Annotated in this window: 21 protein-coding genes and 1 tRNA gene; 10 read left to right on the top strand and 12 right to left on the bottom strand. The window is 44.9% G+C overall.

Annotation, left to right across the window (positions count from 1 at the left end):
* Window positions 1–166: 166 nt before the first annotated feature.
* The 4 genes from AB6E54_RS07265 to AB6E54_RS07250 all read left to right on the top strand — a co-directional run bounded on the left by AB6E54_RS07265 (window position 167) and on the right by AB6E54_RS07250 (window position 4,384).
* Window positions 167–257: transfer RNA gene (locus tag AB6E54_RS07265), tRNA-Ser, on the top strand.
* 254 nt (window positions 258–511) lie between these two features.
* Entirely contained in the window at window positions 512–1,726 is a 1,215-nt protein-coding gene (gltS, locus tag AB6E54_RS07260) for a sodium/glutamate symporter (RefSeq protein ID WP_017072261.1), read from the top strand.
* A gap of 251 nt (window positions 1,727–1,977) precedes the next feature.
* Window positions 1,978–2,904, top strand: coding sequence for a LysR family transcriptional regulator (locus AB6E54_RS07255; RefSeq protein WP_017062039.1), 927 nt, complete (start codon window positions 1,978–1,980; stop codon window positions 2,902–2,904).
* 226 nt (window positions 2,905–3,130) lie between these two features.
* On the top strand, window positions 3,131–4,384 hold the full coding sequence (locus AB6E54_RS07250; protein ID WP_229647089.1) for a D-amino acid dehydrogenase: 1,254 nt from the start codon (window positions 3,131–3,133) through the stop codon (window positions 4,382–4,384).
* A 75-nt stretch (window positions 4,385–4,459) separates the two neighbouring features.
* On the opposite strand, the gene AB6E54_RS07245 is transcribed toward AB6E54_RS07250, so the two are convergent.
* The 4 genes from AB6E54_RS07245 to AB6E54_RS07230 all read right to left on the bottom strand — a co-directional run bounded on the left by AB6E54_RS07245 (window position 4,460) and on the right by AB6E54_RS07230 (window position 8,458).
* On the bottom strand, window positions 4,460–5,197 hold the full coding sequence (locus AB6E54_RS07245; RefSeq protein WP_372057990.1) for a dienelactone hydrolase family protein: 738 nt from the start codon (window positions 5,195–5,197) through the stop codon (window positions 4,460–4,462).
* Between the two features lie 225 nt (window positions 5,198–5,422).
* Window positions 5,423–6,358, bottom strand: coding sequence for a pyridoxal-phosphate dependent enzyme (locus AB6E54_RS07240; protein ID WP_372107039.1), 936 nt, complete (start codon window positions 6,356–6,358; stop codon window positions 5,423–5,425).
* A gap of 127 nt (window positions 6,359–6,485) precedes the next feature.
* Window positions 6,486–7,784, bottom strand: a complete 1,299-nt coding sequence (locus AB6E54_RS07235) for a sensor histidine kinase (RefSeq protein ID WP_372107037.1) — start codon at window positions 7,782–7,784, stop codon at window positions 6,486–6,488.
* A complete protein-coding gene (locus AB6E54_RS07230) occupies window positions 7,781–8,458 on the bottom strand; it encodes a response regulator transcription factor (protein ID WP_065585153.1) in 678 nt (225 codons plus the stop codon). The genes AB6E54_RS07235 and AB6E54_RS07230 overlap by 4 nt, the downstream gene beginning before the upstream one ends.
* 125 nt (window positions 8,459–8,583) lie before the next feature.
* Here AB6E54_RS07230 and AB6E54_RS07225 point away from each other — a divergent pair, with 125 nt between their 5' ends.
* From AB6E54_RS07225 to AB6E54_RS07215, 3 genes are read left to right on the top strand one after another with little or no spacing between them, the layout of a single operon-like run.
* On the top strand, window positions 8,584–9,603 hold the full coding sequence (locus tag AB6E54_RS07225; protein WP_050634924.1) for a glycosyltransferase family 2 protein: 1,020 nt from the start codon (window positions 8,584–8,586) through the stop codon (window positions 9,601–9,603).
* Window positions 9,600–11,087: an ArnT family glycosyltransferase gene (locus AB6E54_RS07220; protein ID WP_372107036.1), complete on the top strand. Its 1,488-nt coding sequence runs from the start codon at window positions 9,600–9,602 to the stop codon at window positions 11,085–11,087. Before AB6E54_RS07225 ends, AB6E54_RS07220 begins: the two co-directional genes overlap by 4 nt.
* A complete protein-coding gene (locus AB6E54_RS07215; protein WP_017070766.1) occupies window positions 11,074–11,538 on the top strand; it encodes a GtrA family protein in 465 nt (154 codons plus the stop codon). The genes AB6E54_RS07220 and AB6E54_RS07215 overlap by 14 nt, the downstream gene beginning before the upstream one ends.
* An 85-nt stretch (window positions 11,539–11,623) precedes the next feature.
* Here the strand turns inward: AB6E54_RS07215 and AB6E54_RS07210 are convergent, their stop codons facing one another.
* Window positions 11,624–13,921: a YgiQ family radical SAM protein gene (locus tag AB6E54_RS07210; RefSeq protein ID WP_017067347.1), complete on the bottom strand. Its 2,298-nt coding sequence runs from the start codon at window positions 13,919–13,921 to the stop codon at window positions 11,624–11,626.
* Window positions 13,922–14,251: 330 nt separating this feature from the next.
* Between AB6E54_RS07210 and AB6E54_RS07205 the strand changes: the two genes are divergently transcribed.
* Together AB6E54_RS07205 and AB6E54_RS07200 are read left to right on the top strand one after the other, a co-directional pair.
* Window positions 14,252–14,932 (top strand): hypothetical protein, encoded by a 681-nt coding sequence (locus AB6E54_RS07205; protein WP_029235143.1) that lies wholly within the window; start codon window positions 14,252–14,254, stop codon window positions 14,930–14,932.
* Between the two features lie 115 nt (window positions 14,933–15,047).
* Window positions 15,048–15,248 (top strand): DUF4250 domain-containing protein, encoded by a 201-nt coding sequence (locus tag AB6E54_RS07200; protein WP_010437991.1) that lies wholly within the window; start codon window positions 15,048–15,050, stop codon window positions 15,246–15,248.
* A 139-nt stretch (window positions 15,249–15,387) separates the two neighbouring features.
* Here the strand turns inward: AB6E54_RS07200 and AB6E54_RS07195 are convergent, their stop codons facing one another.
* Window positions 15,388–16,299 carry a LysR substrate-binding domain-containing protein gene (locus AB6E54_RS07195; protein ID WP_010437993.1) on the bottom strand — a complete coding sequence of 304 codons (912 nt, stop codon included), beginning with the start codon at window positions 16,297–16,299 and terminating at the stop codon, window positions 15,388–15,390.
* Window positions 16,300–16,579: 280 nt separating this feature from the next.
* On the opposite strand from AB6E54_RS07195, the gene metE reads away from it, so the two are divergent.
* Window positions 16,580–18,934, top strand: a complete 2,355-nt coding sequence (metE, locus tag AB6E54_RS07190; protein ID WP_372107035.1) for a 5-methyltetrahydropteroyltriglutamate--homocysteine S-methyltransferase — start codon at window positions 16,580–16,582, stop codon at window positions 18,932–18,934.
* A gap of 107 nt (window positions 18,935–19,041) precedes the next feature.
* Here metE and AB6E54_RS07185 read toward each other — a convergent pair whose 3' ends face one another.
* From AB6E54_RS07185 to AB6E54_RS07160, 6 genes are all read right to left on the bottom strand, one after another.
* The gene (locus AB6E54_RS07185) at window positions 19,042–19,437 is read right to left on the bottom strand and encodes a GspS/AspS pilotin family protein (protein ID WP_010437997.1); all 396 of its coding nucleotides are present in this window, start codon (window positions 19,435–19,437) and stop codon (window positions 19,042–19,044) included.
* Between the two features lies 1 nt (window position 19,438).
* Entirely contained in the window at window positions 19,439–19,735 is a 297-nt protein-coding gene (locus AB6E54_RS07180) for a YciI family protein (RefSeq protein ID WP_010437999.1), read from the bottom strand.
* A gap of 195 nt (window positions 19,736–19,930) precedes the next feature.
* Complete coding sequence (gene yciA, locus AB6E54_RS07175; protein WP_010438001.1) at window positions 19,931–20,329, bottom strand: acyl-CoA thioester hydrolase YciA; 399 nt, start codon at window positions 20,327–20,329, stop codon at window positions 19,931–19,933.
* 195 nt (window positions 20,330–20,524) lie between these two features.
* Window positions 20,525–21,091, bottom strand: coding sequence for a septation protein A (locus AB6E54_RS07170; RefSeq protein ID WP_372107034.1), 567 nt, complete (start codon window positions 21,089–21,091; stop codon window positions 20,525–20,527).
* Window positions 21,092–21,224: 133 nt separating this feature from the next.
* Entirely contained in the window at window positions 21,225–21,473 is a 249-nt protein-coding gene (locus AB6E54_RS07165; RefSeq protein WP_010438008.1) for a hypothetical protein, read from the bottom strand.
* Between the two features lie 285 nt (window positions 21,474–21,758).
* Window positions 21,759–22,646 carry a LysR substrate-binding domain-containing protein gene (locus AB6E54_RS07160; protein WP_372168813.1) on the bottom strand — a complete coding sequence of 296 codons (888 nt, stop codon included), beginning with the start codon at window positions 22,644–22,646 and terminating at the stop codon, window positions 21,759–21,761.
* Window positions 22,647–22,713 lie beyond the last annotated feature (67 nt).

Genomic DNA, 22,713 nt, shown 5'->3' with positions numbered 1-22,713 from the left:
GTAAGTGCAGCGAAAGAATGAAATTTGGTTTGTTTTTGAACTAATGAGTTAATTTGTAATCGAACAAACCGAAAAAGGCACTTTTTTTGAGAATGCCCCTTGACCAAAGCAAGCAGAATCAATAAAGTAGCGCCTCGTTGAGTGACATGCTCAACACACAATTTGTGGAAGGATGGCTGAGTGGCTTAAGGCGCTCGCCTGGAAAGCGAGTATACGTTTATAGCGTATCTGGGGTTCAAATCCCCATCCTTCCACCACTATTCAAAACCCTAGCAGAAATGCTGGGGTTTTCTCGTTTTAGAGCCTCTATATCCCACCTCATCTGTATACCTCCCTAATATCCGTTCCTTTAATCATTGCTTTATAGTTATAATCTCTATTAATACCGTCGCAGAATTAACCATATTAGGTGTTTTTATCATAGATAATCGCTTGATTTTTTGGCGTGAACCTAGATTATTAATAGTACGCAATATTATGAATAATCTAACTACTAGGAATCCATAACCTCATGACAGAAACCCTAGTTTCTCCAATGCTCTCTTTTACGATCGCGATTTCATTACTGTTTATCGGTAAAGGTTTGATCGAGCGATCTGAAGTATTAAGAAAGTATTCACTGCCAGAGCCTGTGATTGGTGGCTTTGTCTGCGCAGCGACCGTAGCGGCGCTTTACTATATTTTTGAAATCCAAATCACTTTTAGCCTAGATGTCAGAGACTTTTTGCTTCTCTACTTTTTTGCTGGCATCGGGCTACAAGCGGATATTAAAACACTGATTAAAGGTGGGCGACCGTTGTTCATCCTACTGTGTCTTGCTGCCATTTTTATCGTGTTGCAAAACGTAGTCGGAATGGCAGTCGCTTCTGGCTTTGGAATGGATCCTAAAGCAGGCTTGCTATCTGGGTCTGTTAGCTTGATAGGCGGCGTAGGCACAACGTTAGCGTGGGCGCCAATGTTTGTGGAAGAGTTTGGTATTGCTAACGCGCTCGAACTTGGTGTCGCTTCAAACACGGTTGGTTTAATTGCAGCGTGTGTGATTGGTGGCCCGATTGCGAACTACCTGCTCAATAAACACAAAGTAAGCCCTTCTAATGAAGAAGAGGTTACGGTTGGTGCATTCCAAGAGAGTGAAACAAAAACAGAGCTAAGCCACTACGGCGTTCTGTGGGCATGGTTGATTCTTAACTTAACACTGATGCTGGGTTACAGCTTGAGTGAAGTTATCGACTCTATGGGCCTAAAACTGCCGTTATTCGTTAGCTGTTTAATCGCTGGTATCTTAATCGGAAACGTCGGTCGCGCACTGTTTAAGAAGCGTCGTACACAAGAGAAAATCGCTCAAGGCCGAAAAGGCTTAGCGATGATCTCTGATATCTGCTTAGGCATGTTCTTGACCATGGCATTGATGGGGTTGCGTATCTGGGATCTCGATGGACTGTTTGGCTATATCTCTGTTGTCATGAGTATCCAGATCTTGCTTTCCCTGTTGTTTACTGTGTTTGTCGTTTATTACTTGATGGGAAGAAACTACGATTCTGTGGTGATATGTTCAGGCTTCGGTGGTATCACTCTAGGCTCGACCGCAACAGCAATTGTGAACATGACCGCAGTAACTCACCGCTATGGCGCAAGCCCACAAGCGTTCATTGTGGTGCCATTAGTGTGTGGTTTCTTTGTTGATTTGATTAATGCGCTAGTGATCAGTTTCTTTGTTGGTCTGTAGTGAAGTGACCGGTTATTGACTGCTTGAGGTTTACATCGGGATAATGACCACAAAGGTGATGACGAAAGTTGTCGCCTTTGTTTTATCGACAGCAAGCTAAAACACGTATATCAGCCTTTGATGTGATGTCTTGAAGTGACTCGGTGCACAAGTTAGAAAGTGCAATTACAATCTTGATAAATTGGGATATATGTTCGTAGTAAAATTGTGAGACGCTTGATCAAGTGTTAGTCGAATCACAAGGAAGTTGAATGCACCACTTTAATATCCGTGCTCTTGAGTATTTAAATGCGTTGTCAAAATATGGGTCGTTACGTAAGGCATCTAAGATGATGAACGTTGACCCTGCCGCGATGAGTCGGATGTTGACACAGTTAGAAGCGCAAGCGGAAATGAAAGTATGGGAGCGCAACAACCGCCAATCACTGTTAACCGAAGCGGGTAATGAACTGCTGAATTACTACCGTTCCATTGTTCGTGGAGAGGCCGCTGTACTTGCTCGACTAACTAAGCTTAAAAACCTCAAAGGAGGCAATGTCAGCATTGCTATCGGTGAAGGATTTATTACCAACTTGGTGTCAAAACCGATGCAAACCTTCATGACTCGTTATCCTGATATCAATCTTTCTATTGAGATCGCTGGGGCATTGGATGCAGTCAAGATGTTGGAAGATCAACAGATAGACTTTGCGATAACCTATGCGTCTGCACCGCACCCTAAACTGCACTCCCACGTTGAACGCAGCCATCCGCTCGAATTGATTGCTCCGAAGGGGCACTTCCTTACGATGAAAGAAGCACCAGTGGTAATGCAAGATATTCAAGACGCTTCTCTCGCCTTGATCGATAACTCGACCGGTATGGGGAGGCTAGTAAAGCAGGCTGAACAAATTTCCCATCTTACCTTGCAGCCAAAACTTCAAACTAACTCAGTCACGGCACTGACTAACTTCGTTTCAGCAGGGTTGGGCGTCACCTTTATGCCTAAGCTCACTGTGATCGATGAAATAAAGTCAGGGCAGATTGAAGTGGTTGCGACCGAGTTGGAGATGCTATCGAAGGCGACGGTTAAGGTTCAATCTTTGAAAGGCCGTGCACTTACGCTACAAGCCGAAACCTTGTTGGATTTCTTACTCGAGAACGCCACTTTCTTAAGCCATGACGCTTACAATATCTAGGCTTAGTTGATTTACTTAGCGACTCCTACCTAAGCTTTCAAATACCGCCAATATCACACTTTCAAACTGCCGAATTCGTTTTTAAGTCGAATTGAGTTTTTGTCAACGCTCTCTCTATTGTTAAGTCAACACGTGCGGAATAAGTTACAAACCATTAACGAAACGAGTTTTACACTGACAGTTGTGTTCGGCTGGTTTTGGCTTTGTCGGGCATTAGGGGAAGAGAATGGAAGTAATTGTAATTGGCAGCGGTGTGATTGGCTTGACCAGTGCTTGGTATCTGGCGAAAGAGGGCCACTCGGTGACGGTTATCGATCGTCAAGATAGCAGTGGCAAAGAAACCAGTTTTGCGAATGCCGGGCAAATTTCTTACGGTTATTCATCACCATGGGCGGCACCGGGCATCCCTTTGAAAGCGATGAAATGGCTTACCCAAGAACATGCGCCACTTAAAGTGAAGCCTTCTCTTTCTCCAGAGTTAATGTCTTGGGCGACTAAGATGCTCGCCAACTGTAATGAAGCCAAGTACGCACAGAATAAATCGCGGATGTTACGAGTCGCTAACTACAGCCGAGATTGCCTGACTCATCTAAGAATCAGTGAAGATTTGGCTTATGAGGGCCGGCAGAAAGGCACCTTGCAAGTATTCAGAAGCGAAAAACAATTGGACGCTATTCAGCAGGATATGAAGCTATTAACAGAGAGTGGAATCGAACACTCGCTGTTTGATGTTGAACAGTGTCTGTCAGTGGAGTCTGGTTTAGCAGACGTTAAAGACAAGCTGGTGGGCGGCCTGTATTTACCACACGATGAAACCGGTGATTGTCATCAGTTCTGTTTAACCTTGACCGAAAAAGCCAAGCAACTCGGCGTTCAGTTCGTGTTTAATACCGAAGTGGTTAGGCTCAATCATCAGAATCAAACCATTGAGAGTATTACAACGACTCAAGGCGAGTTCAAAGCGGATGCTTACGTGGTCGCTTCAGGAAGCTATTCTCGAGAACTGTTGAAGCAAGTCGATTTGTCGATCCCGGTTTATCCAGTGAAAGGCTATTCGCTAACACTGCCGATCGTGAATGCAGATAAGTCACCAACCTCGACTGTGATGGATGAAACTTACAAGGTAGCGATGACGCGATTTGATGATCGTATTCGCATTGCAGGGACGGCAGAACTTGCGGGGTTTAATTACCTTATCCCTGAAAAACGCAAAGCCACGATTGATATGGTGATTAAAGATCTTTTCCCACAAGCGGGTGACTTTTCTAAGGCTGAATACTGGACTGGGTTAAGACCAATGACGCCGGATGGTACGCCTATTATCGGTAAGACGCCTATCAAGAACCTATTTACAAATACTGGACATGGGACATTAGGTTGGACAATGGCATGTGGCTCAGGAAAGATCTTGGCAAGCGTGGTCAGTGGCTCAGCTAGTGATATTAAAACTGATGACTTAAGTATCCACCGCTATTTGTAGCGAGATGATGCAGTGATAATTAAACAACCCCATTCTTAAGTTTTCGAATGGGGTTGTGGGTTCTGAGGGAGAAGATTATCTGGTCGTGGTTTCTAGCACATGGGTAAATCTATCCCAAGATTTTTGGTCAGCTTCTTGTTGATAGTTGTTTGAGCCGAATACGGTAAAGGCATGCGGCGCACCACTATAAGTGATCATCTCATGCGGAACTTTGGTTGATTCAAGTTGAGCGGCGAGGCTTCCAAAGTCGTGCATTGAAATCATGGCATCAGCCGTGCCGTGGAACACGACTACGGGAGCTTTAGTCTGCGAGTAGTCTTGGCCTTTTGGTGTCGATAAACCGCCATGGAAGGTAACATAAGCTTTCGATGGGATACCCGCACGAGCGGCTTCTAAAACGGCTGCGCCACCAAAACAGTAACCCATCATCACGTTGTTATCTAAGTTACCACCAAGCCTTTTCGCTTCCATTGCTCCCGCGCTAAGTAGCGCACGCATTTTTTCTCTGTCTTTATACAGCTCGCCTGTGTGTTGCTTTTTATCTTTCACTTCGGTCGGGCGAATGCCTTTACCAAATAGATCGATGGCGAACACGTTGTAACCGAGTTCGTTGAGCATCTCAGAACGTTTCTTTTCGTAATCGGTTAAGCCATCCCAATCGTGTATTAGCAGTACCAAAGGCGCTTGGTCACTGGCTTCACTCCAATAACCTTCGTAATCCATCCCATCGACTTGATAAGTGACGTTTTCTCCTGAAATCGCAGAGAAGGGCAGTAAAACTGAAAACAGGCCGAGCGTAGTGAGTTTTCGCATGCGTAATTCCTTTCGATGACAATTGACGTTCCAATCGAAAGTATAGATAACGCGATGATTCTCGCCAGATTTATGTCTCTAACTTGAAATGTATGGCAGGGATAGCAGGTGGTGATTACTGATAAACAGCCATCGAAAGGGAGTGCGATGGCTGTTCATGATGTGCTGAGAAATTCTCAGGTCCGCAGAAACGCGGGGGGTATTAGAGTAGAAAAGAACGGATTACTACCAAGTAGCGTTATCAGCGGTGTGACTACTTCGAAGTTCTGGGTACTTACGTTGATAGCGCGGCAACATCGACTCATTACCTAAGATGCCGCCTTGGTGGATATAGATGACGGTTTTTGTTGGGTTCTCTTCTTGCCATTGCTCTAGGCATTGCCACATCAATGGGTCGTAGAGCAGGTCGAATTCAATATCCGTCTGTTCTTGCAGATCCAACCAAGTTTGATAGTCCTGCTGGTAAAGCTTACCAAAGTGGTGTTTGGCTTTAAGTGGTAATATCTGCGGGTGATCGGTTTCGCCGAGTTCATTGAACTGCTGTGTTAGGTAATCACTGCCGCCAACACAAGCGCAAGTTAACACTGGGATGTTGTGCATTTTTAAATGCTTATGAAGGTACAGCGCAGTACTGCCAGTCCCTGCTGGCAGTGCCACCACGAAATCGTGTTTGCTTTCGAAACGCGTCCAGCTGAGTATTTCAATGGCTAGTTGTTTCACGCCGTATTCAGAAAGCTGAGAGCGTCCACCTTCTGGTAACACAATGCATTGTGAGTCAGGCTGTCTGACTTGCTCAATATACGTCTGTGGATGAAGTTCAGAGCCTGTTTCTTTGACTGAAATAACCTCAGCCCCAAGGTCGATAGCGCCACGGTAGTTGCCGAGTGGGCGTTCTTGTAGCCATTGAGGCAGGTGGTCGACGTAGAACTCAAGCGTCCAACCTTTGATTTTTGCAAGTGCGGCGAGCGAGAACAATGAGTTGGCTTGAGCGGAACCATAGCTTATTAGGGTGGTAGTGCTTGGGTGCTCGTCTTCCAGTAGCTTCATGAACTTTCTGGCTTTGTTGCCGCAAAAGTGGGAATGAAGCTGATCGTCACGCTTTAAGAAAAAGGTGTGGTCGTTGTATTGATGTTGAGTTACAGGGCTATTATTTAGTTTCATCGCACTTAGACAAAATGCTGACTCAAGAGCCAGCATTTATAGTTCAAATAGGACTAGCGAGTATCTAGTAGCTAGGGACCGCTGTAAACCAACTAAATCAAGTTTTCGTTCGATATTGAGCCGTGAACTACGAATTCATTTGCTCTGGGATTGATGAGGATAGATCGGTTTGAAAGGTGATTTTAGCGGTACATCCACCACAACTGCGATTGACCAATTCAAAGCCCCATTGGAAGCGTTGACATAAGTCCTCGACAATCAATAAACCTAACCCATGCCCATTTGGATTGTATTGTTCTTGGAGGCCTTCTCCTTGGTCTTCAATCAAAACACTCTCGTGGGACAGAGTGACCGTTACGGTGCCACTATTGGTCGCTGCAATGGCATTTCTCAACAAGTTTCCGACCAACATGTTCATTATCGCGCTGGTGGCTTGAATGGTGGGTTCGGATTGAACATGCATGGAAATTTCGACGTCTTTCTCATCTGCCTGTGCTGAGTTTTTTGAGACGATAGCCTCTAACTCTTGTTGGCTAAACAGTCGCAGTGGCGCATCGTCACTGTTTCTTTCGTAACGCACGAGGCCGAGTAGGGCATCGACCATCTCCGACATCTGAACAATGGCTTCGTCAATGCGCTCAATTTGGCGAGATTGAAATTCGGTGGTTTCACTTCTTAGCAGTAATTTATTTGCGCCACGAGCGACCGTTAACGGTGTTCTTAATTCGTGACTTGAGTAACGAGCAAACGCTTGTTCACGTTTGAGTAAGGAATTGATTTCTCTTCGGTACTGATTGAGTTGATCTGTGAGCTGACGAAATTCAACTGCGGCGTCGTCATTGACACTAAATTCTTCATTGAGGTTGAGCTTATTGGATTCCAATTGTTCGGAAATAGAGTTAAAGGGTTCAATCAGTCGTTTAGATAAACGATAGAGTAGAGCACCAAAGCTAAAAATTAGAATAGAGAGTAACGTTAGTACGAAGGTGGTCGCATAAACCAGTTCGTAAATCTCAAACTCGACGCGGTCGATCTCGGAAAGCAGAACGATTGGGTGGGTTTGACCCTTATCAGAATACTCACCTACATACACCATGCGAGAGTTAGGTTCTTCACCTACCTCGCCAACAAAGCTTTCTTTGCCTTTAATGTATTTGAGGTATTCGGCAGGTATCAATGAAAGATCATTGTAGGCGATTGTCAGGTCATCAATTCTTAACGTACCGCTTTCCCCTGCTTGAAATAAACCAACCGCATAGTTACGGTCGATCAGGATGCGTCTTTCACCGACGCGATCTTCTGACATGTAGAGTGCGGCAACAAAGACTAAATAGACAAAGGCCGATACAATCACGGCCATTAACCCAAAGAAAACCGCTAAGCGGCCGGTTAGGGTTTTGGTGCTCGTGAGAACATTTAAAATCAATTCGATGACTCCAGACGGAATCCAACTTTAGGGACGGTAATCAACATCTGAGTATCAAACGGCTTGTCGAGTTGGTTACGTAATTGATAGATGTGACTGCGCAACACGTCATTGTTGGGTTCGTCTTCTTCCCAGAGTTTGTAGGAAATATCTTCGCGAGTAACCACTTCTGGTGCTTTTTGGCACAACATCTCAAGGATGGTGTAAGTGGTTGGGTTGAGTGCGAGTAACTTATCTTGACGGTACGCTTTACGCGTTTTTTGGTCGATGGTGAGTTCATCAAACTGCAATTTAGAAGAAGCCACTTTTCCTCGGTAACGACGAACAAGCGCTTTCATTCTGGCTTCCAAAATATCCAAATCAAAAGGTTTGGTTAGATAGTCATCGGCACCATGCTCAAACCCTTTTAACATATCATCGCGGCTATCTAACGCAGTCAACATCAAAATAGGTGTCGCGTTGCCTTGGTCTCGCAGTTTATTACAAACCGTGAGGCCGTCCATTCTTGGCAACATCAGATCCAATATGATGATATCAAATGAGTTTTCCAACGCGAGTTGCAGGCCGAGTTCGCCGTTGTCCGCATAATCGAGTTCCATGCCAATACACTCAAAATAATCAAACAAGACACCTGCGATTTCACGGTTATCTTCGACTAATAGAACTCGTTTCATTTTGATTCTCATACAGAAATAGACGGTAACATTATCCTGAGTGAGCGTGAAAAATATGTCAATAACATAACTTTCACTTATGAGGGGGTAGATTGGATTCAGATTAAAAAATAGAAGAACGTATTATGTCTGAACTTCATATTAGCCGACCTAAAGTCTCCACATCACGGATCAATCCCGCCGTTTCACTATCGATCATTGTGCCGTTTTACGATGAACAAGAGGTGTTAGAAGAGTTTCATTCTCGCTTAACCAAGGTACTGGATAGCTTACCCATCACCAGTGAAATTGTTTATGTCGATGATGGCAGCAAAGACAACAGCTTGGATTTGGTGAGTTCATTCACTTCAATCAATAGCTCAATTTCTGTGATCGGTTTAAGCCGTAACTTTGGTAAAGAATCAGCGATGAGTGCTGGCCTCGAACACTGCCGAGGACAAGCTGTGATCTTGCTCGATGCCGATCTACAAGACCCACCCGAGCTGATTCCTCAAATGATTGCCAAATGGCGCGAAGGTTATGACGTCGTCAATATGCAGCGTAGCCAACGTGATGGTGAAACGTGGTTTAAGAAGTTTTCAGCAGCAAGCTTTTACAAAGTCATGAACGTGGCAGCGAAGATCGATGTTCCAGAAAATGTCGGTGATTTCCGACTGTTAAGCCGAGAGGTTGTCGACCATATCAACCAACTGCCTGAACGTAACCGTTACATGAAAGGCATCTTTTCATGGCCAGGTTTTAGACAAGCAACGATTCAGTTTAAGCGCGATGCTCGCTTCTGTGGCGAGACGAAATGGAACTACCTGAAACTCATCGGATTGGCGATGGATGGCATCACATCATTTTCTATCCGCCCACTGCGTATTGCGACGGCCGTTGGTGGATTAGTGGCGCTTACCGCTTTTGTGTATGGCGTCTTCATCGTGTTCAAAACCATGATGTTTGGTGAGCCTATTACTGGCTACCCATCCATGATGGTGGTTCAACTTGCCCTTGGCGGCATTCAACTTCTGAGTATTGGTTTAATGGGGGAATACATAGGTCGTATTTTCATTGAAACCAAGAACCGCCCTTTGTATCTGATTCAATCGGTGGTCGATACCCCAGCATTAAAAACACATTTTAAATTAGAGGAGTCAGCATGAGTCTGAACCGAACGCACCTATGGTATTTGTTGGCTTTTGCATTGGTTCTAAGGCTCTTATCTCTGGCGACATACCCTTTAATGGATACTACGGAAGCGCGCTATGGAGAAATGGCTCGCTTGATGGTAGAAACCGGCAATTGGTTAACCCCTCAATTTGATTACGGCATCCCTTTCTGGGGTAAACCACCGTTGTTCACATGGATGAGTGCGGCTGGGATTGAGCTGTTTGGTTTGAGTGAGTTTGCTGTGCGTGCACCACACTGGCTAGCAGGTTTTGCGACGATTCTTTTGGTTGCATACATGGCTAAGCGTACCGGACAAAGTGCCTTGGTGGCGGCTGTGGTATTGGCGACATGTGGGATTTTCTCTATCGCGGCGGGTGCTGTTATGACTGACATGGCATTAACGTTAGCGATGACCATAGCCATGTTAGGTTTCTACCTATGTTGGTTAGGAGGAGAGGGTTCGAAGGGAGAAGGGAGCGCGAAGACTAATCGGTCTTGGGGCTATGTCGGTTTCATTGGCTTAGCACTAGGCTTGCTGGCAAAAGGGCCGGTAGCGATTGTGATTATGGGTATCGCCGTTTTCCCTTGGTTAGTATTGCAACATGGATTTTTTGGCGCTTTTAAAGTGTTATGGCAACGCTTTCCACTGTTGTCTGGCTTAGGTGTGATGCTGGCGATTGCCTTGCCTTGGTACATCATGGCTGAAATGGCAACACCGGGTTTTATTGATTACTTTATTGTTGGCGAGCACTTTAAGCGTTTTGTTGTGAGTGGCTGGGAGGGCGATTTATACGGTTCTGCCCATGACCAAGCAAGAGGCATGATCTGGTTGTTTTGGCTTCAAGCGGCTGCACCGTGGTCGATTGTGTTGCCTATTTTGACTTTCGCCCGTCGTAAGAAAATCGCAGAAGTTAACGCTGAACATAGTGGATTGTTTTCATTCCTCGTGTGTTGGTTGGTCTCTCCTCTGATTCTTTTTACCATGGCGGGTAATATTCTTCCTGCCTATGTGTTGCCAGGCATTCCTGCCCTTGGCTTGTTGGTGGCAATGCTTGTAGTAGAAAAAGATAAGAAGTGGTTCTCGAGTGTGGCTTTAGTGCTACCTGTGTTGCTAATGATTGCAATGGTCTACCTCAACTTAGGCAAAGCGAATGAGAAAAGTGACCGTATTATCTTCGAACAGATTACGGATGAAGCGCCGAGCTTTTATGTCGGTAAACGACCGTTCTCCGGGCAGTTTTACAGTCATGGACAAGCGAAAAAGTTACTCGATGTTGAACAGTTAGATGGTATCGACAAGTTCTATCTGATTGGTAAAAGAGCGGAAGTAGAAACCAAGATTAAAGACAACGCGTTAACCTGTATTTTAGAACCGACGGTGAAGATCAAGCGCGCTCTATTTAGTTGTCATAGCCAAAATATCAAACCAAATCTATCGTTGAGCCATATTCGAAGTGATGGCGATGTTCAATTTTAACTCGTCATCGAGACTGTTTAGCCACAAGTTCGACGCGCTAAACAAAAAACTACAACCTCACCATAAGATGATTAAATTCGCTATGGTGGGGGCGGGTGGCTTTGTTGTCGATTGTGCCGTGTTTGCATTGCTGCATTACGTTATTGGACTGCCTTTGATGAGTGCTCGAATTGGTTCTTTCATCGTAGCTGCAACGACAACTTGGTTTGGAAATCGAGTGTTGACCTTTGAGCTCAAAGGGCAGGGGAGTTGGTCCGAAAAGCTGATTCAGTGGCAAAAGTTCATGCTGTCAGCATCGATATCGGCGATACCTAATTTGCTGTGCTTTAAGTTGATGACGGAGTTACTCCCTGCATTTACTGGGGCAGTGTTTATCGCAATGGCGGTTGGCATCTTGGTGGGCATGGTCAGTAACTATTTGCTTAGTCAGTATTGGGTGTTCACACGTTAAGCTCCCTAGTAGCAGACACAAAAAAGCGCAGCTAAATAGCTGCGCTTTGTGTTTTTACGATAGCGAAGTAAATTGGCTCGCGATATTAGCGTTGTGCTGCGCGCTGGCGGTTCTTGCCGTTACTTGCAGGTTTGCCACCTTGACCATTGCCCGCTTTGTTACGGTTTGGTTTGCCATTTCCGCCGCCATTACCTTGTGATTGCTGACCACCAGGACCTTTCTTAATGAAGCCAGTCGCTGGTTTACGAGCATTGCCATTACCGCCACCTTGGTTAGCATTACCTTGGCTACCGTTGCCGTTACCATTCGGCTTCTTGCCACCCGGTTTCTTACCAGAGTGGTTACGTGGGCTTTCGCCACCAAGACCTGGCTGAGATTTACTGTGCTTAGTCGCAAAGCGTTGTGAACCGTGACGACCAGACTTACGACGTTGTGCTGGTGTTTGTGCATCAAAGTCTTCTGCTGGTACTAGGCAGTTTGCTTTATCACCGATCAAGTGCTGTTTACCCATGCTGATCAGCGCTTCACGGATGATCTTCCAGTTTTCAGGATCGTGGTAACGAAGCAGTGCTTTATGCAGACGACGTTGACGATCACCTTTAGGCACTGGCACATCTTCACGCTTCTTATATTTCACGCGCTTCAGAGGGTTAGTCTCTGAGTAGTACATCGACGTTGCATTACACATTGGCGATGGGTAGAAGTTCTGTACTTGGTCACACTCGTAGTTGTGCTTTTTCAGCCACATTGCAAGGTTAAGCATGTCTTCATCTTCTGTGCCCGGGTGAGCAGAGATAAAGTAAGGAATTAAGTACTGTTTCTTACCGGCTTCAGCGCTGTACTTCTCGAACATCTCTTTGAAACGATCGTAAGTGCCCATGCCCGGCTTCATCATCAGATCCAGTGGGCCTTTTTCAGTATGCTCTGGAGCAATCTTCAAGTAACCACCAACGTGGTGAGTCACAAGCTCACGAACGTATTCTGGAGATTCAATCGCTAAGTCGTAACGTACACCAGAAGCGATCATGATCTTCTTAACACCCGGTACTTTTCTCGCAGAGCGGTACAGGTCGATAGTGTGTTGATGGTCTGTGTTTAGCTTTTCACAGATTTTCGGGAACACACATGATGGACGACGACAGTTAATTTCAGCTTTTGGATCTGAACAACCTAAACGGTACATGTTCGCCGTTGGGCCGCCCAAGTCAGAAATAGTACCTGTGAAGCCCGGTACTTTATCTTTAATGTCTTCGATCTCATCCAAGATAGATTCTTTCGAACGGTTCTGAATGATGCGACCTTCGTGCTCTGTGATTGAACAGAAAGAACAACCACCAAAACAACCACGCATGATGTTAACCGAGGTTTTGATCATGTCGTATGCTGGGATTTTCGCTTTGCCGTACATCGGGTGCGGAACACGCTTGTACGCAAGGCCAAACACGTAGTCCATCTCTTCTGTGGTCAATGGAATAGGCGCTTGGTTAATCCAAAGCTCGCGATCACCGTGACGTTGAATCAGAGCACGACCTGAGTACGGGTTTGTCTCAAGGTGCAGAATACGACTAGCGTGAGCGTAAAGAATACGGTCATTGTTTAGCTTTTCGTAACCTGGGATACGAACCGCTGTAGTTTTTGCATCGTGACGAGAAGGGCGAATAGTAATAGGTTGCGCTTTTACTTCTTCTTTTTCGTCTTTCTTGGTATCACACTGAGTTTCAACTTCGTACGGGTTAACCGGAACATACGCTTTGTTCGGCTTTTCGATACGAGAAGAGTCAATGATCTTGAAGCCTTCAGGGGCCGCAGGAAGATTGATAGCAGTACCGCGGATATTGGTCAGCGTAGACATGTCTTCACCATCGGCAATGCGGTGTGCTACTTCAACCAATGCACGCTCAGCGTTACCAAAAAGAAGAATGTCAGCTTTTGCATCAAACAATACAGAGCGGCGAACTTTATCTGACCAGTAGTCGTAGTGAGCTACACGACGTAAGCTCGCTTCAATACCACCAAGCACGATTGGCGTGCCTTTGTAAGCTTCACGACAACGTTGAGAATAAACCAGAGTTGCACGATCAGGACGCTTGCCACCTTCATTGTTCGGAGTATAAGCATCATCGTGACGTAATTTGCGATCAGAGGTGTAGCGGTTGATCATGGAGTCCATGTTACCCGCTGTGATGCCGAAGAATAGGTTAGGTTTACCTAGCTTCATGAAGGCATCTTTATTGTCCCACTTTGGTTGAGCAATAATGCCCACGCGGAAACCTTGAGCTTCAAGCAGACGGCCGATGATAGCCATACCAAAGCTCGGGTGATCGACATAAGCGTCACCAGTTACAATAATAATGTCACAGCTATCCCATCCAAGAGCATCCATCTCCTTTCTACTGGTAGGCAAAAAGGGTGCAGTTCCGTAGCACTCGGCCCAGTATTTTTTGTGTTCGTGAATAGGAGTGATATCGCTGTACATATTTCAACCTCTGATTTTTGAGGCGGGAATTATAGCGGCATGAGCCTAGACTAGCCAGTAGAACATGCCCCTGTTAGTTCTGGTGTCTTTCGTCTTTTTACGGTAAATGGCGATAAAAGAGCCATACAACAGCATAGTTGAAGCCTTGAATAACGTCGCTAATTTGTGATTTTGATTAGTGTTCGCAGCAGTTTTTGATATTATTCGCGAAAATAAGTTTGAAGAAGTAGATCCACAATGGTCGAAACGTTATTAGTACAATTTGCTCCGATGCTTTTAGGAACCCAACTGATCTTAACCCTCATCTTGGTGAAAGGGGATATTTGTCCGGGGCAGCGTGGTCGGATCCACAAGATGTTACCTGCGATTGGCGTGCTGTGGCTTGCCGTCGCTTCAGTAAAAATTGAAGCCTTTCTGGTCGTGTTCGCGATCTTTTATTTCTATTCTCAAGTTCAAACCAAGAAGACTCGCGATTCTGGTCCTATCTGGGTGATGTACTTGGCCTGTGGTTTAGCGTTGTCATATGTTGCTATACAAGCGACTGAGCAAGCAACCGCTGTTGGTATCATTACTACTTTGCTGCTAGTGGTACTGTTAGGAGCAGCGTTTGGCCATCTACTACTGACGATTGCAAGGACACGGTTGCAGGCATTTCATCGAGTGCTTCCTGTTGTGGGCGTGCTAACCGGTATGTTGGTAGTACTGGCGACCGTCGTGAGTGTTTACTCTTTGTCTGAAGCTCAATTAGAACCTGTGATTTCCACTTTGCTATTTAGTTTTGCTTTGTTGATCTCCTCAATCGTGGTGTGGTGTTGGCATTTACTGTTCGCAAGAACGCCTGAAAAGCTTCAACTGAGTATTTCGTTGTTGATGTTATTGGTGGCCGTTGTGGGTTTAACGCCAGTTTGGGCGCTTTAATCACGCACTTTCATTAATTACGTATTCTTGTTAAGAAGTGTGATCTGTTTTTTAGCGTGACGTTGGTAAGCGTTCTAAACTTAACTCTAGTCAGTGTGTTCGTAAGGAGTACGAGATGGATTTAAGCAACGTCAAAGGTTTCGATAGCATTATTTTGCTAGGAATCGTTAATGAAAAACTTCGCCTAGAATGCGATAGCTTTGAAGAGCTGATCAGCATGTATGAAATGGATACAGAAAGTGTTGTGGGCAAGCTCGATATGCTTGGCTATCAATACGATCCATTGACTAACCAGTTTAAGTCTTACTCGAGATAAGCTAAAGATTAGCGCATCTTTTATCGAAAATGACATGCATCGCGTGTTGTGGGTGTTGAGAGAAAAAAAGTCACAGATTATCTGTGACTTTTTTTGTTTCTGACGAATCGATCGAGCTTAACTTAGCCATAAATCATCTTTAAACGACCTCTATGCCATCTAAGTGACTCTTACTTTGCTGTCTTGCCGTGCTAAAGAAAGCTTGCAGGTAACGTTTATCTTTCTCAGAGTTTCTTACCGCTGCGAACAGTCTTCTTGATAGTCCTTTGCCTAATGGCTTGCTGGCAATCAGCCCTTGTCTTGAGAATTCACTGATCGCCCAGTTTGGTAGAGCCGCTACTCCCAAACCTGCTGATACCATTTGAACTAGCATTAACGTGTTGTCCGCTTGTTTCCACTTTTTAGGTTCTACACCCGCAGGCTGTAAAAAGTGCTTCACGACATCTAAACGCTGTTTTTGAACAGGGTAGGTGAGCATGGTGAGATCGCTAAGATCTTGCGGTTCAATGCTCGCTTTTTCTGCCAAAGGTGAGTTGATTGCGGTGATCAAACGCATCTCAAAATCAAAGAGTGGTTCGTAGTGAACCTCAGAGCGAGGCTGTATATCAGAGGTGATCACCAAATCTAGCTCGCCTGCCATTAGCGCGGGTAGCGGCTCAAACCCAAAGCCTGACGAGAAATCTAGCGTTACGCTTGGCCAAGCCACTTGATATTCCTTCAAAGCAGGCATTAACCATTGGAAGCATGAGTGACATTCAATCGCCATGTGCAAACGACCATTCACATCCTCTTTCAGGCTCGCGAGTTCGTTCTCCGCTTTAGCTATTCTTGGCTGTATCTCATCGGCAAGCCTAAGCAAAATCTCACCTTCAGAGGTGAACTTAACTGGTCTAGTTTTACGTAGGAAAAGCTGACCACCGATACGTGCCTCAAGGTCTTTCAGTTGGTGAGAAAGCGCCGACTGAGTCAAGTGAAGAGAAGTTGCCGTCGCTGTTAGCGAGCCGCTGTCTCTTAAGGTAGTCAATGTTCGAAGGTGTTTAAGCTCTATCATGAGTTTTCCTCATATTCCCTAAGCCAATTCAATATTTCTTAATAATCACCCTACGGGGTTTTCTTTCATTTGTAAACGTCTAGATGTCCAGATGGATTTAATTTTTCAGCTTTAGATTATTCAAGATGAATATTTTTAATAAACAAGATGAATATTTGGACGTTGTTCATCGTTCAGATTAGGGAGATAGTTTAGCCATCTAGACGCCTTGTAAAGAACTTAAACCATAAGCTAGGCAGTTTGATCGAACACTAAAAATTATTGAATAAGGAACAGGTTCATGACTACGACAACGCATATTTTAGGCTACCCACGTATCGGCGAAAAACGCGAACTCAAATTCACTTTAGAAAAATACTGGCGCGGTGAGATTAACCAATCAGATTTAAAGCAACTCGGTAGCGAACTAAGAAATCGTAACTGGAATGTACAAGCTGACGCGAATCTAAGCTTTGCAACTGCGGGTGACTTCGCATGGTACGACCATGTATTAACAACGACTTTACTTCTAGGCCACGTACCAAAGCGCCATACTGGTGGTTCTGAAGATGAAAAATCCTTCCCAGATTTAGATACTTTGTTCCGTGTGGGGCGTGGTCAATCTCAGGTTCAGTCGACTTGTTGCGGTGGTACGCATACGTCTAGTGACGGCACTAAAGATAGCTCTGCGGCTTCTGATATGACTAAGTGGTTCAACACCAACTACCATTACATTGTGCCTGAGTTCAGCAAAGACGATTCCTTTGAAGTGAGTTGGCCACAACTGTTTGACGAAGTGAGTGAAGCGATTAAAGCGGGGCATAAGGTGAAGCCAGTTCTTCTAGGCCCATTATCTTATTTATATCTCGGCAAGGAAGTAGAAGAGGGCTTTGACCGTTTAACTTTGCTTCCACGCTTGCTTACCGCTTACCAAGCGATTCTGGCAAAACTGGCCAAGTTGGGCGTTGAGTGGGTACAAATCGATGAACCAATTCTTTCGCTTGAGCTTGAGAGTCAATGGGCAGATTCATTCAAGTTGGCGTATCAAGTGATTCAAGGTGATGTAAAACTGCTGCTCACTACTTATTTTGATTCGGTGACTGATACCTTAGATAAGATAGTAGAGCTACCAGTTAATGGCCTACATATCGACTTAGCAGCAGCACCACAGCAACTTGATGAAGTAGTGGGTAAGTTACCTGAACACTGGGTACTTTCAGCAGGGGTGATTAATGGACGAAACGTTTGGCGAGCTGATTTAGCCGCTCAACTAGAGTTACTACAACCAGTGAAAGAGAAGCTAGGAGACAAACTTTGGGTAGCAAGTTCATGTTCACTTTTGCATAGTCCAGTCGACCTTGAGTTAGAAGATTCACTCAGCGATGAAGTGAAGAGTTGGTTTGCCTTTGCAAAACAGAAAGTGGCCGAGGTGAGCTTATTGGGTGCGGCGTTAGACGGCGATCAAAATGCCATTTTAGCGTGTGAGACTTACAGCCAACCTATTGTTGCACGCAAGAGCGCGACTCATGTGAACAAGCCTCAGGTACGAGAGCGCCTTAATACCATCACGAAAGCACTAGCAGATCGAAGTGCGCCTTATGCAGAACGTGCGGCACATCAGTCTGAAGTTCTCGGCTTACCGCTATTACCAACCACAACCATTGGTTCGTTCCCACAAACAGGCGAGATCCGAGTTCAGCGCAGTGCTTACCGTACTGGTAAACTGAGCGAAGCGGAATATACAACGGCATTGAAAGGTCATATTGCTGATGCGGTTAAACGTCAAGAAGCGTTAGATTTGGATGTGTTGGTTCATGGTGAAGCCGAGCGTAATGATATGGTGGAGTACTTTGCAGAAAATCTAGCAGGCTTTCAAACCACCAAGTTTGGTTGGGTACAAAGCTATGGCTCTCGCTGCGTGAAGCCAGCGATTGTGGTCGCGGATATAGAACGTGAGAAACCGATGACGGTGGAATGGTCGACCTATGCCCAATCTCTGACCTCGAAGCAGATGAAAGGGATGCTGACAGGCCCAGTCACTATCTTATGTTGGACATTCCCACGTGAAGACATTTCACGCAAAGAGATCACTAATCAATTGGCATTTGCGCTGCGAGATGAAGTGTCTGATTTGCAAGACGCGGGCATCAACATTATCCAAATCGATGAACCAGCGATTCGTGAAGGTTTGCCATTGAAAAAGCGTGACCATGCAGAATACTTAGAGTGGGCAGTGGATGCCTTTAAGATTTCAGCTGCGAGTGCTAAACCAGAAACTCAGATTCACACCCACATGTGTTACAGCGAGTTCAACGAGATCATTGATTCAGTCGCTGCGCTAGACGCCGATGTGATTACCATAGAGACTTCTCGTTCGAACATGGAACTGCTGAAAGCGTTTGAAGAGTTCAACTACCCGAATGCGATTGGGCCTGGCGTTTATGACATCCACTCACCAAACATTCCTTCAGAAGAGTGGATTGTTGATTTACTTAAGAGAGCGGCAAAGAAAATCCCAGCAGAACGTTTGTGGGCAAACCCTGATTGTGGGCTGAAGACGCGTAACTGGGCAGAGACAGAAGCGGCACTGGCTAATTTAGTTTCAGCGACTAAAATGCTGCGTAAAGAGTGGGAGTCGGCAGAAGCATCAGCATAATTAAAGCTAGGGTGTTATCGTTCTAAAAACAAAAGTCTGAGAAAAGAAAGGCCTCGCATCTGCAAGGCCTTTCTTGTTTGTTACTAGCTTAACGTTAGAAATCAAATCTAGTTAATGCTCTGACATGTCTCTTTGCTGATTAGCTTTTCAACCATCAGTTGTCCGCGAGTGTTGCGAACCTTAATGTTGTAAGCCAAGCCCATGTCAAGGTTTGCTCTAACTTCAGAGTTGGTGCAGTAGCTGTTAACACTCATATCTACGACTTGGTTTAAAGGCTTAGCACCTTTAGCGTCTTGGTTGTAGATCATCATGATCTCGATAACGGTGTTTTTTGCCAGTACACGCATGACTGACAGTGGGCCATACTCAATCGGCAGGCCGGCAGATAAAACGCCAGCACGGTGTTGCGCCATCATTTCAAGCTGTCTTTGTTGGTCTTGCTCACTTGAAGCACAGCCTGCGAGCAGAGCTAAAGCCAGAGAGCCAATAATCCATTTTTTCACGTTAAAATACTTTCTTGAATGGTTTTACAATGACATTTTGGTAGACACCTGCCTCAATGTACGGATCTGCGTCTGCCCATACCTGTGCGTCCTCTAAAGAATTAAACTCAGCAATTACAGTAGAGCCAGTGAAGCCGGCTTCACCAGGGTTGTCTGAATCAATCGCAGGCATTGGGCCAGCAGTCAAAAGTCGGCCTTCATCGTGAAGTGTTTGCAGGCGTTCTAGATGTTGTGGGCGAACACTTAGGCGCTTTTCTAATGAATTTTCGACGTCTTGAGAAAAAATCACGTACCACATATTGGTATATCCTTATTTTACTTCACTGAATTGGGGGCGTTTAAATTCGCTATCTTGCTAATTTACGCGAACTAATTGGTATTGGAAGAGCTAATGATAAGAAATTGTGAAATGGTGCGAGAGAGAAGTATGGTCTTTAGCGATTTCATTCGTTGAAACTAAAGACCGTCTACATTAGCAGCTTGGTGAAAAGTACTATTTATTGATCGGGCGAGGCTTACCACCCTCATCGACAGCAACGTAGTTGAACGTTGCTCCACAAACCTTATATCGGTCGCCGATGCCGTGATCAAGTACAGGCTTAACCCACACTTCTAGGTCGATATTCATCGAGCTACGGCCAATCTTGGTGCAGTCACCATAAACACACACAACATCACCCACTGAAACCGGCTGTTTGAACTCAATACTCGATACTGAAACAGTGACAATCTTGCCGTTAGAGATCTCCTTCGCCAGTATGCCGCCAGCAAGGTCAAGCTGAGACATTATCCAACCACCGAAAATCTGGCCTGCTGCATTGGTATCAGAAGGCATCGCCAATGTGCGAAGAAGTAAAGAACCAATCGGGTTCAAAGTTGATTGAATAGTCATTGTTGTACTCTTAATGGTATTGATTGTTTTAAATTTAAATAGATGTGTTTGCCGCGCTCGCGGTGGTCGTATTTTTAACGTATTCACCGAACACAAACAATCAGTGGCCAATGATCACGAGTATCATTGGCCACTGTTAAATAGCATATTGATAATAATTGTATCAAAAAGGGGATGAGGACTCATCCCTTAGGGTTACTTCTCGTCGGTATTTTTATCCGTTAACTCGTTCTGCTGATCTTTTGGTAGATGCTTATAGATGTAGACACCCGTTAGCAAGGTAAATGCAAAAGTAGCGATCAGTAAGCCAAACACTTTGAAGTTTACCCAAACATCCAAGGGTAGGCTGAAAGCAACGTAAACGTTGAGAATGGCACATAGGGTAAAGAATAAAGTCCAAGCCCAGTTGATCTTGCTCCATACCGCTTCAGGAAGTGTGATCTCTTTACCCAGCATGCCTTTAATCGCTGACTTGCCCATTCGGTGACTGACGGTCAGGCCGATAGCGAACAATGCATAAACGATGGTTACTTTCCATTTTATGAAGTTATCATCATGCAGAAAGATGGTCATGCCGCCAAATACGGCAACCATCAAAAATGTGATGATCTGCATTTTCTCTACTTTCTTGTAGATAATGTACGTCAAAACGATTTGTACTGCAGAAGCAACAATCAATGCGCCTGTAGCTGTGTAGATGTCGTACATCTTATACAGCGCAAAGAAAATAATGAGAGGAATGAAATCAAGAATTTGTTTCATGTGGCACTGAATGTCCAGTTAGTTGAGTTGCCAACAGTCTAACGAAAACTGTCCCGATGCTAAATAGCCCGAGACAATTGGGTAACAATTAATTCCATCTAACCGCTAATCGTTTATAACGATTTCAAGCCAGTTATCGCATTGATGTGGTTTGGTAGCGAGGTATCAGTTTCTTGATGTCTTCAAGGTAACCCTCACTTTTCAAATCATCTAGCGTATTTTCGAGTTCTTGCTCGCTCATCGCAAAACAGGTTGATTTGCCAGTCGTTAGGTCGAGAAACTCGTGATATTCACGCTCTGTGAAGTGGCCGATTCTATCCATTAATAAGGTTTTAACCCCATGGTGAATTAAGCCGTAATATGTATGTCTTTGTAAGGTCATAGCCTATCCTCCGTGACAGGGTGCGAAGAAAAGACAACCTGCTGTAAATTGTTTGGGTTATCTATGACAAAGCAATTCGAATGCCATTTGGGTCACAGACACAGAATATTTCTGTTATCAAATTGAATTGATTCTTTTTTCAATCAGTTAAATGAAAGCTAATTCTGTTCTCAACCAAACAATACGTCGCTGACGGAAAATAGTTTTATTTTGAGAACGTTGTCATTCTCATTATGACGCTTTACTGAAGCCTTATGGTCTTTGAGCTTGGCAATTTCCCCGTTGTTAACCGACAAGCCACTCGACCAATGTAGTTAGGGATACATTTTGGCGATTCTTGGGCTGAATTAAGAAGTAACCATTTCCTGAAAAGACACTGTCTTCACTCACTTTGACTAATCTGCCTAAATCAATATCTTGCTTGGCAAGCGTGATGTCGCCTATCGCAATTCCAAATCCTTGAATAGCTGCATTCATCGCTTGATCGAGTGTTGCGAACTGTTGGTTATTCTTGCTCGAAAGGTCATGACTTCCTATGTGCTCCAACCAAAGTCGCCAATCACTTTGTTCATTGTTGGCGTGTAACCACGTGTAGTGAGCGAGTTGGTGCGGTTTGATTAGAGAAGAGGAACCACTGGTAAGGTGATTGGGTTTGATGCTTTGCGCTTGGCAGACGGGTGCGAGTTGCTCGTTGAACAATAACTGGCTGACGATCGATTGTTGGTTTGGCTTCTTACCATAGGTAATTACGGCGTCAAACGGATCAAAGCTTGGTTCGAAGACGTGCTTGATGGTCGACGTCAGTTCGACATCAATTTCAGGATAGGCTTGCTGAAAAGACATCAACTTAGGTAGTAGCCAAGAGGTAATACAGCTCGGTGCGTTGAGTTTGATCTTAGACGGAGAGCTAGCCACTTGATTTAGAGCCGATTGCAGCTGATGAATCGTTCCTTGTATCAGGGGAACCAGTTCTTCTCCTTTCGGCGTTAAAGACAATCCGCGAGCATGGCGATAGAAGAGATCACAGCCAAGGCTTTCTTCAAACGACAATACCTGACGACTCACTGCACCTTGCGTAACCTTGAGCTCATGTGCCGCGCGTGTAAAGTTGAGGTGCCTTGCCGTAGACAAAAACGCGAGCAAGGTTTTGGTTGAAGGAAGTGTGCGATTCATATCTTTACCTATGACTTTTTATCATGGCTATTATGTGATTATTTCGATTCATTTATCAATAGTGTTC

Origin of the sequence: Vibrio sp. 10N.247.311.49 (genome assembly GCF_041467655.1) — a bacterium.
GTDB lineage: Bacteria > Pseudomonadota > Gammaproteobacteria > Enterobacterales > Vibrionaceae > Vibrio > Vibrio crassostreae_C.
Note: the sequence above shows the minus strand (reverse complement) of the source record. Positions and strands in the feature narration are given on the sequence as shown.